The following is a 13,229-nucleotide window of genomic DNA, read 5'->3' as shown; positions in this document are numbered from 1 at the left end:
CCATCAACTGCTTCTTAGCTGTCTCATGACAGGCGGCTTTGCGAGGGATCCTCGAGGACACGATCCGTCGATAGTGATCATCGGGGCCGGCGTCGCGGGTATCGCCATGGCCCATCAGCTGAAGAGGGACGGATTCACCAACTTCACCATGGTGGAAAAGGCTGCAGACATCGGCGGCGTCTGGCGCGACAACACCTATCCAGGAGCGGCTTGCGACGTGCCGTCAGCGTTGTACTCACTCTCGGACAAGCCCAACACTCGTTGGTCGAGACGTTATGCAGAACAGCCCGAGATACTCCAATATCTTCGCCGACTCGTCCTGGCCGACGGAATGGACCTGCATTTGCGCACGCGGACCGAAGTCGTCGAGATGACCTTCGATGAACAGGCCGGCCGTTGGCGTTTGGTGACCGGATCCAGCGAGACGATCTGGTGCGATGTCGTGATTTCGGCCGTGGGGCAGCTCTCGCGACCTCATACGCCGAATATTGCCGGCGAAGACACCTTCGAGGGGCCGCGTTTTCATTCGGCGCGTTGGGACCATTCGGTATCGCTGCGCGGCAAGGAAGTAGCCGTCATCGGGACAGGCGCAAGCGCGATACAGTTTGTGCCACGGATCGCACACGAGGCACAGCGCGTAACGCTGTATCAGCGCACGGCGCCTTGGATTTTGCCGAAGTGGGACAGCAGGTACGGACGTCTTCACCAACAGCTGATTAAGGTTCTGCCGCTGTGGCTGCGTCTTGAGCGTTTCGCGGTATGGCTGATTTTTGAAGTGCTCGCAGTGACGTTGGTCGACGCGAAGCCCTTGTCACGCATTCTCGGCGCGGTCGCCCGCTACCACCTCCATCGGCAGGTTGCCGATCCAATGCTGCGCCGGCAACTCACGCCATCAGATGCGCCGGGGTGCAAGCGGGTGTTGTTCTCGAATGATTACTACCCCGCGATTGCCAACGGTGAAGTCTCGTTGGTGACCAACGCGGTTGCGAAGCTTTGCGACAAGGGAGTCGTGACCGACGATGGCGTACTCCATCGCGCGGATGTCGTCATTTACGGAACAGGTTTCCGCGCTACCGACTTCCTCGCCCCGATGCGTGTTCGCGGCTGGGGCGGAGTGACTCTGGACGAGGTGTGGGGGACGCAGGCGCACGCATACCTGGGCATTACAGTCCCGATGTTCCCGAATCTCTTTCTCCTCTATGGCCCGAACACGAATGTCGGTTCCGGGTCGATCATTTACATGATCGAGTCTCAGGTCCGCTATGTCGGTGCCCTCATCAAGATTTTGGCGAGTGACCCAGGGCGTACGGTCGACGTCAGGCCAGACATCGAGCAAAGCTACAACACACGATTGAGCCGGCGGCTGCGAAGGTCGGTGTGGGCGCTTTGCGCGAGCTGGTACACGACCTCGAGTGGCGCGATCCCGACGAACTGGCCTGGGCCTACATTTGCCTACCGGATCCTCACCCGCAAACCACGCAGTCACGATTATCTATTCAGGCACGTTGAACGCCTTCAGTTAGACGGCCCGAGTGAGAACCGCGCGAGGCTGCGCAGATGATCCGGGTCGCAGGCGGTGTCTAACATTTCACTGTTAACTGTTCGAATATTGACATTCAGCACATCTATGTAAACTATTACCAGATACCCGTGCAGCAGAGCGCCCAGGAGGCATCGTGGCTAATCAGCTTCTCGCAATCACGCGTCACCCCAAGGAGCGGTTGACGTCTGTCCTGTTGGCGCCCGCCCCCCGCGTCGTCGATGACAAATGGCGACAGTGGAGTCGGGACTGGAGAGTCCGGGAACTTGCGCCGGCCCCCGCCGGATCTGGGCTGAGAGCCGTCCTAGGGGACGCTGGACTCCCGTTGCTGGGGCACACTGTCGACTACATCCGATTTGGTTCAGAATTCAGTCGGGAGCGTTACGAACGTTTGGGCTCGGTGTCGTGGATGGGCGCATTCGGTACCAAAATGGTGGTCATCGCCGGTCCAGACGCAACGCGTGAGGCGTTCACAAGCGAAGCCAAGGCCTTTTCTCAAGATGGCTGGTCCTTCCTGATCGATGCTTTCTTCCATCGCGGGTTGATGCTCATGAGCTTCGACGAACATTTGATGCACCGGCGCATCATGCAGGAGGCGTTCACGCGTCCTCGCCTGACCGGATATGTCGGGCAGGTGGCCCCGTGCGTTCGCGCAGCCGTGCCCGCGTGGCCGACCGGTCCGTCGGTCCGGATCTACCCGTTGTTGAAGAATCTCACCCTCGATATTGCCACGGATGTCTTCATGGGTGGCCGCGGCAAGGACGAGAGCGCTGCTGTCAACGAGGCGTTCGTGTCCACTGTTCGCGCGGCGAGTTCCTTTGTGCGAGTTCCACTCCCGGGCACCAGGTTCCGCGCCGGCGTGCATGGGCGGCGCGTGTTGGAGGACTACTTCTCCCGACACCTGCCGGCCGCGCGTGCAGGCGAGACCGACGATCTATTCGCCGCCCTCTGCCAGGCGACCACAGAAGACGGTGAACGGTTCTCCGACGAGGATGTGATCAACCACATGATCTTTCTCATGATGGCCGCCCATGACACCTCCACGATCACCACCACTGCTGTCACCTACTTCCTCGCTAAACATCCTGAGTGGCAGGAGAAGGCAGCGGCGGAGGCGCGGTCCTTCGGTCACGATTCGCCAGATATCGACGAACTGGAGCGGATGACGGTCCTCGATCTGATCCTCAAAGAAGCTCTGCGTCTGCTGGCGCCCGTTCCGCTGGTGATGCGCAAGACCGTCCGCGATGTCGCCATCGACGGCTATCACATCCCCCGTGAAACCTTGTGCGCAATCACACCCGCCGTAAATCACTTCGACCGCAGAATATGGAGCGACCCGGACCGTTTCGATCCGTCGCGCTTCGATGAGCCCCGGCGCGAGGACCAACAGCACCGATTCGCCTGGGTGCCGTTCGGCGGGGGGGCGCACAAATGCATTGGGATGCAGTTCGGCACACTCGAGGTGAAGGCAATCCTGCACCAGATGTTGCGTACCTACACTTGGACGGTCCCAAACGACTATCACGTGCGTTGGGACAACACCTCGCTGCCCATTCCCGTGGACGGACTGCCTGTGACGTTGCGGCACCGATGAGCGGTGAGAACTCGCCTTACCTGGAGCCCACGGAGTTCCTCGATTGGCAACATGAATCGGTACGCGACTTCGTTGCATCGGCGACCCGCGGCGCGGTCGACGACACCACGAAGGCCATAGCCATCTTCACTGCGGTCCGCGACTCGATTTGGTATGACCCCTACACCGTGACCGATGACCCGCATGCGTATCGCGCCAGCACCATCGCAACTGCAGACCGCGCTTACTGCGTCCCGAAGGCGGTGCTCTTGACGGCGGCCTGCCGAGCAGCAGGCATCCCAGCGCGGCTGGGGTTCGCCGATGTCCGAAACCACCTTCAGACCGAGACATTGCGTGAGCGGATGGGCGGTACCGACGTCTTCGTCTACCACGGATACAGCCTCATGCATCTCTGCGGTGTCTGGGTCAAGGCAACTCCGGCGTTCAATCGCGAGCTATGCGCACGGTTCGGCGTCCCGCCAATTGATTTCGACGGGCGCACAGACGCCCTGCTGCACGGGTTCGCCGGTGACGGCACACAACACATGGAATATCTGAGGGATCGAGGCGCCTTCGACGATCTACCGCTGGCAGAGATCCTGCAAGCGCTCAGAACCCACTACGGGACGCTCATAGGCGATGCGAGTCGCCATCCAGACCTGTTCGCCTGAAGGGCCGATGCGTAATGCACAGCACGATGCAAGACGTCCAGCTCACAATCTCGGCAATTGTCCGCCATGCCGCCTCCATTCACGGAAACAGCGAGGTGATCACCCCCGACGGAATTGGATACCGAAGTATGTCCTACCGTAGCGTCCTGGGGCGAGCGGGCCGACTTGCCAATGCGTTGCGCGGGCTCGGAATAACGGCAGATCAACGGGTGGCCACTTTTCAGTGGAGTAACCAAGAACATCTCGAGGCCTACTGCGCGGTTCCCTCCATGGGCGCGGTGCTGCACACCCTCAACATTCGTTTGGCTCCAGAGCAACTCGCGTACATCGCCAACCATGCCAGCGATCAGATCATCCTGGTGGATGCGTCGGTTGCGCCATTGTTGGCTAGTGCGCTACCAGCGATGGAGTCGGTGCATACGGTCATCGCCACCGGGGGCGGCGACCTCGCTCCGCTGCAGCGATGCGGGAAGACGGTGTTGCGTTACGAGGAGATCCTGGCGCAGCAACCGGAGACTTTCGATTGGCCCGAGATCGATGAGCGTTCCGCCGCGGCCATGTGCTACACCAGCGGGACTACTGGAAATCCCAAAGGTGTTGTCTACAGCCACCGTTCGACCTACCTACATGCACTGACCGCCTGCACGTCGAACGCCCTGGCAGTGAGCGAGGCCGACCGTATCCTGGCCATTGTCCCGATGTTTCACGCCAATGCGTGGGGACTGATCTACGCGGCGTTGATGTCTGGTGCGGACTTGGTATTACCCGATCGCCATCTGCAAGCCGCGCCGCTGGTGTCGATCATCGAAGAGACTCAGCCGACTATCGCCGGTGCAGTGCCGACGATCTGGAACGATGTCGATCGATACCTGGAATCGAATCCCGCCCGGGACATCTCCTCACTTCGGCTGGTTGCCTGCGGGGGATCGGCAGTCCCCGTCTCGCTGATGCGGGCATTCGAAGACAAGTACAACGTGCCTATCGTGCAGGCATGGGGCATGACCGAAACCTCGCCGCTGGCTACCGTCGCACGCGCAGCGCACGGAGTAGGCGAGACCCGTGCGTGGGAGATGCGCGAAAGCCAGGGTCGGCCGATGTGCGGTGTCGAGATCCGGTTGCGTGACGACCACAAGAAGACAGTGCCGTGGGACGGTCGATCAGCGGGTGAAATACAGGCGCGAGGCCCGTGGATCACCGGCGCCTACTTCGGCGACGATGATCCGGACAAGTTCGACGGAGGGTGGCTGCGCACCGGCGACGTCGGCCGGATCGACCCGGACGGGTATCTCACGCTGACCGATCGTGCGAAGGACGTCATCAAGTCAGGTGGAGAATGGATCTCCTCAGTCGAGCTGGAAAACACGCTGATTGGTCACCCGGCGATCTACGAGGCTGCGGTGGTGGCAGTTCCCGACGACAAATGGCAGGAAAGACCGCTCGCCCTGGTCGTGGTTCACCGTGGAGCCGAGGTCGACATCGACCGACTGCGCGCGTTTCTGTTGGACAAGGTCGCCAAGTGGTGGATCCCGGAGCGGTGGAGCTTCGTGTCTGAGATTCCCCGAACAAGCGTCGGGAAATACGACAAGAAGGCCATACGCGCGCGTCACTCCGCCGGCGAGTATCAGATCGAAACGTCCTAAGAAATCAAACCCATTGATATTGAACAGCCGAGAGGGAATCCTGTGACAGCATCAATTTCTCCCTGGATGAGCGCCGAATTGCTCGAGCTTCGTGACCTTGCCGCGAAGTTCTTCTCGACCGAATTGGCCCCACATGCGCAACGTTTCGCAGACCAGCACCAAGTTGACCGAGAATTGTGGCACAAAGCCGGCGAACTAGGCCTGCTCTGCATGTCCATACCCGAAGAATACGGCGGGGGAGGCGGCACATTCGCGCACGAAGCCGTCGTACTCGAAGAGCAAGCCCGAGTCGGGGACAGCTCATGGGGCGCAGGGCTGCACAGCGGAATCGTCGCGCACTACATCCTCCAGTATGCGGCCGAAGAACTACGGAGGCAGTGGCTGCCCAAGATGGCCTCAGGCGAAATGATCGGTGCTATCGCCATGACGGAGCCAGGGACCGGTTCTGATCTGCAGAGTGTCAAGACCAAAGCAATTCTTGACGGTGACGAGTACGTGATCACCGGCGCAAAGACCTTCATCACCAACGGTCAGCAAGCCGACCTGATCATCGTCGTCGCCAAGACAGATCCAAGTCAGGGCGCCGCCGGCATCTCGCTGATCGTCGCCGAAGCCGATCGACCCGGATTCCGGCGCGGCAAGGTCCTCGACAAAATCGGCCAACGCGGACAAGACACCTCCGAGTTGTTCTTCGACGACGTAAGAGTGCCCCGCTCGCACCTCCTGGGCGAGACCGAGGGTCAGGGTTTCATTCAGCTGATGACGCAGCTACCTCAAGAGCGGCTCATCGTCGCGGTTGGGGCGGTCGCGGCGATGGAACTTGCCGTGGAGCAGACACTCAAATACACCCGTGAGCGGGAAGCGTTCGGACGGCCCGTCTTCGGCTTCCAGAACACGAAATTCATCTTGGCCGAAGCTGCAACCGAAACGCGCATCGCACGAGTATTTTTGGACTACTGCATCGACCTACACCTCGCGGGCCAACTCGACGTCCAGACCGTCGCCATGGCGAAATGGTGGACCACTGAGCGAGCGATGAAGGTGCTCGATGACTGTTTGCAGCTCCACGGCGGATATGGGTACATGACCGAGTACCCCATCTCGAGATTGTGGGTGGACCAGCGCGTGCAGAAAATCTACGCCGGCACAAATGAGGTGATGAAGGAAATCATCTCGCGTTCCCTATGACCCTGAACGATTAGCCACCTGCACATTACTCACCTGGGAGGATTGATGGCATCTACAGAGGTGCCATATCGCCACGAAATGGGTGGACATTGCGGATCGGGTGCCCTTCGGGAGTTGATACCAGATGCTCCTATCTTCAGGCAATGAGTTCTTCAGGCAATGAGTTCGTTGGTTCTTCTGCTGGGTTGGCGGAGGGCGTGGTAGATCTCGCGGGCGATGTACGCTTGATGCAGCGCATGATCTCGTTCTTGGTTTTGCCTTCGGCCAGGCGGTGAACGAAGTAGTCGCGGGTGGGCTGGTGACGGCGCATGCGCACCACCAGGATGACGTGCAGGGCACGGTTGGCGTCGCGATTGCCTCCCCAATTGAGCCGGTGGCGGATCGTTTTGCCGCTGGAGGCTTCCAGTGGGCTGACCCCGCAGAGTTTGGCGAAAGCGGCGTCGCTGCCGATCCGAGCGGGGTTGTCGCCGAGGGCGGTCAGCAGCGTGGCAGCGGTGTCGGGCCCGACGCTGTAGCTCGGGTGCGGCGGTGGCGGTGATGGTGTCGACGTGGCGTTCGAGTCGGGCGGCTGCGGTGTCGAGCTGGTGGCAACGTGCCGCCATCGACTTGATAGCAGTAAAGAAAGTTCTCACATCGCAGGCCAGCGGCGGTCAGGCGGGCGTTGGTCGCGCCTGCTGCCCGCGGCGTCTCGATGCGGCGAGGAGCGAGGACAGTCCTGGCTTGTCGTGGTGCCAGGATGCCGTGGCCGTTGAGATGTACAGCGCTCGTCGTCGTGTGCAAGCTTGTGTGGCGGCGGACGGAGGGCGAAGCGTAGCGAGCGGCGCGGACGGGAGCGCCAGCGGACGGGAGCAGAGGGAGTGTAGCGAAGCCCGCAGGTAGCCGCCGGTTCCTCGCGGGCTATGGCGGCCCGGGCTCCGCTGAGCATCAGTTGCGGGTCTGCGCCATGGCGATGGGACTCGTAGGATGGCGGTTGTGAGCGGGATGCTGGCGCAGCGTGCACGGCGAGAGGCCGAGACGCGACTGGTGGGGCAGCTGCGGCGGTTGGCGCATGTGCGGGGTGTCGCGACGACTGCCGAGCGGCTGAGTCGGCGGTTCGATGCCCAGACAGCGGACTCTTTGGTGGCAGCGGCGTGGCTGCACGATATCGGCTACGCACCGTCGTTGCGCCGGACCGGGTTTCATCCGCTCGATGGCGCAGAGTTTGCCCGGGCGGCGGGTTTTCGGGAGCTGGTCGCCTCCCTGGTGGCGTTCCATACTGGGGCGCACGCGGAAGCTGCCGAGCGCGGCTTGTCAGGTTTAGCGGCGTTCAGCGATCCGCCCAGCGATGTTCTGGATGTGTTGACCTTTTGCGATCTGACGACCGGGCCGGACGGGGCGCCGGTATCACCGCGAGATCGATTGATCGAGGTGTTGGGCCGCTATGGACCCGAGGACCCGGTGCACCGCGCGGTCGACGCGGGGCGCGACGAACTGTTGGCGGCGGTCCGACGGGTACGCGATTGGCTGTAAACCCAGCCGGTTAGCCGAGGTAGGGGCTGTCGCGGTGTTGCAGGTAGTGCTCGATGCGCAGTCGCATCGACGGGTGCATGTCCAGATTGGGGATGTCGTCGGGATCGGTCCAGGCGATGTCGGTGCTTTCGTGATCGATGGCCAGGGTACCGCCGAGAACCTTGGTGGTGAAGGACAGAGAGAACTGTTGGCGGACTTCGCCATCGGTGAACGCGACGACATGCTGCGGGTTGGTGTAGACACCGACAAGGCCGGTGACTTCAATGTCGAGCCCGGTTTCCTCTTTGACTTCCCGGACGGCGGTGTCGGCAATCGTTTCGCCGATGTCGTGTCCGCCGCCGGGTAGCGCCCACAGGGTGTTGTCGCGGCGTTTGATCAGCAGGATACGACCCTGTTCGTCGGTGACGATGGCCGAGGCTGACGGAACGACGCTGTTGGGCAGCGGGGCGTTGGGGTCGTTGTAGTAGTCGGTTCGCATAGGGTTCAGCCTTTCGCGCTGAGCGGTCTGGCGCGATCCCAGACCTGGGTGAAAGCGTCTTCGAGGGTGGCCCAGAGCCGTGGTTCGTGGTGGCGCGACAGCACAAGCACGGGGTTGTTGCGCCCGGGTGAGCCGTAGATGTGGAAGTTGACGATCATGGCGTCGTCGACCCGGAAGATCGACGTGTAGAGCGTGGTGTCGTGGGTGCGGATATCCAGCCCCGGGGTATCGGCATGCGGGGCGAGCAACTCCACGGACGTGCGGCAGCGGGCGATGACGGCCTCGCCGATGCCTTCCTCCTTGCCGCGCAGGATCGTGGTGGCAGTGTCAGGATCCCCGACGAGAAACCGCACCGCCACACCGCGGGCGGCGGCGTCGAGCAGAATGTCGAGGAAGCCGTCGAGGGTGTCAAACAGGAACGTGGCCGCCAGGACGAGGATGTCGATGCCGGTGGTGGCGTCGCCGAAATGCTGCTGCCACGTCGTGATCGGCAGCTGGGTGCGGCTGGCATACAGCGTCGCGGTGAACGGACCACCCAGCGACGTCGTCGCCAGCGCGCTCGCGGTAGGGGCAGGATACTGGTTGGGCCACAGGTTGTGCGGTGTGCAGCCAAGCAGCTTAGCGGCGCGGCGGGCGTTGTCCTCGCGGACGTTGTAGTCGATGTTGGCCAGCCAGCGGCGCACCGTCTTGATATCCACGCCCACCGCAGTGGCGAACCTCTGTGGGGAGAGTCCCTTGGCGTGCAGCCGTTGGGTGAGGCGATCGTTGGGGATCGTGGCGGCCTCGGCGTCGCCGTCCTGATCGCCCGTCGTCTCAGCGCACATCTTTCCGTGTCATCCCTGTCCATCCTCAGCGCGTGGTTCCTAGTTTGCCATGCGACTGCCGCCGCCCCGCGGCGGTGATGCCCGTCCGATGCCCACGGGCATGTCCCTGTCGTGTCCGAAATGTCTGCGGCAGTGTCGGCAATGCCTGCCAACGTCCCTCGCTACGTCCGCGATGTCCACGTGAACTGAGCCCAGCGCCGCAACGGGCGCAAACAGATCACGAAAGGAACAGCGGGACAATGCGTTTAAGAATCGACACATCAGGCACACGGTTCATCGTCACCCGAGCGGCCGAGCCGCGGCTGAACTTCGAGACCGGCAGCCCAAAAGTGGACACCGCCACCGGCGTGCCACTGTATGCCGCGCAGCTGTTGGCGTTGGATGACACCGGTGGTGAAGTGCTCAACGTCACCGTCGCCGGGGATCCGAAAGTGACAGTCACCCAACCTGTTTCAGTCGCGGGTCTGGTTGCTATCCCTTGGGCTCAAGGTGATCGCAGCGGCGTGGCGTTCCGTGCCGACGCCATCACCCCCACCAACCCCGCGGCTGCGCCGAGCGATCAAGCGTCCCGCGCGCAGAAATAACCCCATTTGCTGGGGCGCGGCGCTCGTGGGTGTCGCGCCCCAGCACGTGAGCTGCTATCGACCATTCACTCACCAGAGGGACGCCTGTCATGGCATCAAACTACAAAAACAGCAAGAACTCTCAATCCAACGACGACGACTGGATCACCGACCTCATCCTCTCACTGTTCAAAGCGGCCGGGTATCTGCTGTGGTGGGCGGTCCTGTTCCCGGCCATCAGCATCCCGATCATCGCCAGCGTGGCGATGGCCATTACCCATGGCTCACGCGCGGGTCTGATCATCGGTATTGCTTTCGCTGCCGCGTATGCGGGCTGGGCGTGGCTGGACCCGCGATCGTTTCACGGATGGGTCACCGAGCCGGTGCGGCGGCGCTGGTTGACCTGGTCGCGCTACACCCGCACCTGGCAATCGGTGTGCACCCTGCACGGCCTGACCGCCACACTTGGCGAACGCACCTTGGTGCCGACCTTGCAGTCGGTGCGCATCGGCAAGACGACCGACGTCCTGGCGCTGCGAGTGGTCACCGGCCACTCCCTGGCTGATTGGCACAAGCAATCCGAGGCGCTAGCCGCCGCCTGGCGTGCCGACCGGATCGCCATCCGCGCGACCGCGCCCGGAGAGCTACGCATCACCCTGATGCGCGGCGACGTGCTGGCCGACCCGATTGCCCTGCCCATGCCCACGACGGCGACTGCGGTGGATGTGGGGTCGGTGCGGGTCGGGATCACCGAAACCCGCCACTGGTGGCACCTACCTCTGCTTGGCCACCACCTGCTCGTGGCTGGCGCGACCGGCGCGGGGAAAGGTTCAGTGTTGTGGTCACTGATCGCTGGCCTCGCCCCCGCCGTGAAAACCGGACAAGTGCGGCTCTGCGTCATCGACCCGAAAGGCGGCATGGAACTGGGCGCCGGAGCACCCATGTTCACGGTGTTCACCCACGACGCCACTGGCACCACCCTGTACCTGCTGCGGCAACTAGTGGAGGTGATGCACGCCCGCGCCAATCGGTTACGGGGCAAGACGCGCATGCACACCCCGACTCCGACTGAGCCGTTATTCGTGGTGGTGATCGATGAGATCGCCGCGCTGACTGCGTATGTGACCGACCGCAAGGTGCGCAGCGAAATTGAACAGCTGTTGGGCCTGCTGCTCTCCCAAGGCCGGGCCGTCGGCATTTCGGTGGTGGCAGCGGTGCAAGATCCGGCCAAAGACACCCTGCCGGTGCGGCAGCTGTTTACCGTGCGAATCGGGTTGCGGTTGACCGAAGCCACCCAAACCACCATGGTTTTGGGCCAGGGCGCCCGCGACGCGGGGGCCGACTGCGATCACATCCCCGACACCACTCCCGGTGTGGGCTACATGATGATCGATGGCACGGCCCAACCGGTGCGGGTACGGGCATTTCACGTCGCCGACCACGACATCGCCACTCTGGCAGCACGATTCCGGCCACCTCGTGCCGCGACCCGAACCAACCAGTCCAACAGCGGGCGCACCGACACCGCCCGGGGTCAACGGTGACTACTGCAACGACAGCCCCCACGCTGGTGTTGCCCGGGGTTCCCGGCTCGATCGACACCAATGCGGTGGTGGATCAGATGGTGCGCCGCGCGTCCTCGACGGGGTTCGAATCGTGGTGGCGGCGCGCGGAATCTGTTGGCTTCTGCGCCCACCCCATCCAACTCAGAGGTACCGACGAGATAGGCCGCGATCGGGTGGTGTGGACACGGTGCAACAACCGCCGCGCACAGGTATGCCCATCGTGCTCAGACCTGTACGCCCGCGACACGTGGCAGCTCGTGCACGCTGGCACCGCCGGCGGCCACCACAACATCCCCGCAGCAGTGGCCGATCGTCCGCAGGTGTTCGTCACCCTCACCGCACCTAGCTACGGGCCTGTTCACGCCGCCGCGCGTGCAGGCGACAAGAAGCAGCGTGTGTGTCGCGACCACCACCACACTGGCGGCTACCGCCGATGCCCGCATGGAAAACCACTGTGGTGCAGCACAACCCACGGCGAAGGTGATATCTATGCGGGACAGCCGATCTGCGCGGACTGCTACGACTACACCGGGCATGTCCTGTTCACATGGCACCTGCCCGAACTGTGGCGACGCTTCACCATCACCCTGCGACGCACACTGCGCCGAGAGCTACGTGCTTCGGGCGCCGACCCGGATGCGGTGCAGGTCAGCTTCATCAAAGTCGTCGAACTGCAAGCCCGGCTCATCCCGCACATTCATGCCCTGATCCGCCTCGACCCGCCCGACAGCGATGACTCTGGCGGTCATGACTGGCATGCGCCCCTTGCGGCAACCGAACTGGCCACCATCATCCAACAGGCCGTTCGAACCGTGGCCGTGACGGTCACCGACTCATCCTCAAATACAGCGACACGGGTGATCAGGTTCGGCACACAAGTCGACACCCAACCCATCGACAACCGGCACGCCGGCACGGACGGCTCTGCTGTGCAGGAGGATTCACCACACGGCGGGGTTCTTCCAGGCCGCCGCGTAGCTCGCTACCTCGCGAAATACGTCACCAAATCCTTAGCTGACGTCGGGATCAGCGCGCGACGCATCTCCACCGAGGCCATCGCTGACCTCGATGTCTGCGACCACGTTCGGGCGATCCTGACCGCCATCAGCCAACTCGCCGATAAGGGACTGGCCGGTGTCGGTCGGTGGCTGCACACCCTGGGCTACCGGGGCCACATCACCAGCAAATCCCGCCGCTATTCCACCACGATGACCGCGCTGCGCGAACGTCGCGCGGCCTGGACCCGTGAACAACGTTTAAAAAGCACTGCGCACCAACATGATCTCGGCCTCGACTCCACCGATGGCGATGATCTGGTGGCATGGGAATTCGATCGTGCCGGCCCCACCAGCCTCGGCGACCGGACCCTCATCTACTCCGCGGCCGTCCAACACATCCACACCCGCCGCATCGGACTGATCGAAGTCCGTGGCCAAGCCCGCAATCAACAATGGGATCCGCCAGGGGGAAGCGATGGCTGACAGGTCCCGAGCAGCACGTGCTCGCTCCGGGTGTGACGCTCGTCCCGATGCGCCGACGGTGTCAGAGGGGGGTGTTGAAATTGTTGTGCCCAACCAATATCGACTTCCGTCCGAGGCCAACCGCGCGCTGGTACACGTGATAATGGCTGTGCGTGAGCTACCCCGGGTTTTGTACACACTCGGTTACTGGTGTGCCT

12 protein-coding genes are annotated in these 13,229 nt (G+C 62.7%); 9 read left to right on the top strand and 3 right to left on the bottom strand.

Going from position 1 to position 13,229, the window contains the following annotated elements:
- The first annotated feature begins 25 nt into the window (after positions 1 to 25).
- The 5 genes from AC5Y46_RS05160 to AC5Y46_RS05140 all read left to right on the top strand — a co-directional run bounded on the left by AC5Y46_RS05160 (position 26) and on the right by AC5Y46_RS05140 (position 6,612).
- Complete coding sequence (locus AC5Y46_RS05160; RefSeq protein WP_012394813.1) at positions 26 to 1,561, top strand: flavin-containing monooxygenase; 1,536 nt, start codon at positions 26 to 28, stop codon at positions 1,559 to 1,561.
- A 115-nt stretch (positions 1,562 to 1,676) separates the two neighbouring features.
- Positions 1,677 to 3,134 (top strand): cytochrome P450, encoded by a 1,458-nt coding sequence (locus tag AC5Y46_RS05155; RefSeq protein WP_012394812.1) that lies wholly within the window; start codon positions 1,677 to 1,679, stop codon positions 3,132 to 3,134.
- A complete protein-coding gene (locus tag AC5Y46_RS05150) occupies positions 3,131 to 3,784 on the top strand; it encodes a transglutaminase-like domain-containing protein (protein ID WP_012394811.1) in 654 nt (217 codons plus the stop codon). The genes AC5Y46_RS05155 and AC5Y46_RS05150 overlap by 4 nt, the downstream gene beginning before the upstream one ends.
- A 14-nt stretch (positions 3,785 to 3,798) precedes the next feature.
- Positions 3,799 to 5,424 carry a fatty acid--CoA ligase gene (locus AC5Y46_RS05145; protein WP_016889183.1) on the top strand — a complete coding sequence of 542 codons (1,626 nt, stop codon included), beginning with the start codon at positions 3,799 to 3,801 and terminating at the stop codon, positions 5,422 to 5,424.
- A gap of 66 nt (positions 5,425 to 5,490) precedes the next feature.
- Positions 5,491 to 6,612 (top strand): acyl-CoA dehydrogenase family protein, encoded by a 1,122-nt coding sequence (locus AC5Y46_RS05140; RefSeq protein ID WP_016889182.1) that lies wholly within the window; start codon positions 5,491 to 5,493, stop codon positions 6,610 to 6,612.
- 136 nt (positions 6,613 to 6,748) lie between these two features.
- Here the strand turns inward: AC5Y46_RS05140 and AC5Y46_RS05135 are convergent, their stop codons facing one another.
- Positions 6,749 to 7,063, bottom strand: coding sequence for a transposase (locus AC5Y46_RS05135; protein ID WP_231973737.1), 315 nt, complete (start codon positions 7,061 to 7,063; stop codon positions 6,749 to 6,751).
- Between the two features lie 521 nt (positions 7,064 to 7,584).
- Here AC5Y46_RS05135 and AC5Y46_RS05130 point away from each other — a divergent pair.
- On the top strand, positions 7,585 to 8,121 hold the full coding sequence (locus AC5Y46_RS05130; RefSeq protein WP_012394808.1) for an HD domain-containing protein: 537 nt from the start codon (positions 7,585 to 7,587) through the stop codon (positions 8,119 to 8,121).
- Positions 8,122 to 8,131: 10 nt separating this feature from the next.
- On the opposite strand, the gene AC5Y46_RS05125 is transcribed toward AC5Y46_RS05130, so the two are convergent.
- Positions 8,132 to 8,599 carry an NUDIX hydrolase gene (locus tag AC5Y46_RS05125; RefSeq protein ID WP_012394807.1) on the bottom strand — a complete coding sequence of 156 codons (468 nt, stop codon included), beginning with the start codon at positions 8,597 to 8,599 and terminating at the stop codon, positions 8,132 to 8,134.
- 5 nt (positions 8,600 to 8,604) lie between these two features.
- Positions 8,605 to 9,423, bottom strand: coding sequence for a hypothetical protein (locus tag AC5Y46_RS05120; RefSeq protein WP_012394806.1), 819 nt, complete (start codon positions 9,421 to 9,423; stop codon positions 8,605 to 8,607).
- 239 nt (positions 9,424 to 9,662) lie between these two features.
- On the opposite strand from AC5Y46_RS05120, the gene AC5Y46_RS05115 reads away from it, so the two are divergent.
- The 3 genes from AC5Y46_RS05115 (at position 9,663) to AC5Y46_RS05105 (ending at position 13,032) form a co-directional block, all read left to right on the top strand.
- Positions 9,663 to 10,007, top strand: a complete 345-nt coding sequence (locus AC5Y46_RS05115) for an SCO3933 family regulatory protein (protein WP_011893911.1) — start codon at positions 9,663 to 9,665, stop codon at positions 10,005 to 10,007.
- Positions 10,008 to 10,096: 89 nt separating this feature from the next.
- The gene (locus AC5Y46_RS05110; RefSeq protein ID WP_012394805.1) at positions 10,097 to 11,530 is read left to right on the top strand and encodes an FtsK/SpoIIIE domain-containing protein; all 1,434 of its coding nucleotides are present in this window, start codon (positions 10,097 to 10,099) and stop codon (positions 11,528 to 11,530) included.
- Positions 11,527 to 13,032 carry a replication initiator gene (locus tag AC5Y46_RS05105; RefSeq protein ID WP_012394804.1) on the top strand — a complete coding sequence of 502 codons (1,506 nt, stop codon included), beginning with the start codon at positions 11,527 to 11,529 and terminating at the stop codon, positions 13,030 to 13,032. The genes AC5Y46_RS05110 and AC5Y46_RS05105 overlap by 4 nt, the downstream gene beginning before the upstream one ends.
- The last annotated feature ends 197 nt before the right edge of the window (positions 13,033 to 13,229 follow it).

The sequence above is a fragment of the Mycobacterium sp. NGS59 genome, assembly GCF_059812345.1.
This window is presented reverse-complemented; position numbering and strand designations above follow the sequence as displayed.

Excerpts from the sequence above, each read along its gene's own strand:
- AC5Y46_RS05160 (WP_012394813.1), top strand. The coding sequence starts at position 26 with ATGACAGGCGGCTTTGCGAGGGATCCTCGAGGACACGATCCGTCGATA.
- AC5Y46_RS05150 (WP_012394811.1), top strand. The coding sequence starts at position 3,131 with ATGAGCGGTGAGAACTCGCCTTACCTGGAGCCCACGGAGTTCCTCGAT.
- AC5Y46_RS05145 (WP_016889183.1), top strand. The coding sequence starts at position 3,799 with ATGCACAGCACGATGCAAGACGTCCAGCTCACAATCTCGGCAATTGTC.
- AC5Y46_RS05140 (WP_016889182.1), top strand. The coding sequence starts at position 5,491 with ATGAGCGCCGAATTGCTCGAGCTTCGTGACCTTGCCGCGAAGTTCTTC.
- AC5Y46_RS05125 (WP_012394807.1), bottom strand. The coding sequence starts at position 8,599 with ATGCGAACCGACTACTACAACGACCCCAACGCCCCGCTGCCCAACAGC.
- AC5Y46_RS05120 (WP_012394806.1), bottom strand. The coding sequence starts at position 9,423 with ATGTGCGCTGAGACGACGGGCGATCAGGACGGCGACGCCGAGGCCGCC.
- AC5Y46_RS05115 (WP_011893911.1), top strand. The coding sequence starts at position 9,663 with ATGCGTTTAAGAATCGACACATCAGGCACACGGTTCATCGTCACCCGA.
- AC5Y46_RS05110 (WP_012394805.1), top strand. The coding sequence starts at position 10,097 with ATGGCATCAAACTACAAAAACAGCAAGAACTCTCAATCCAACGACGAC.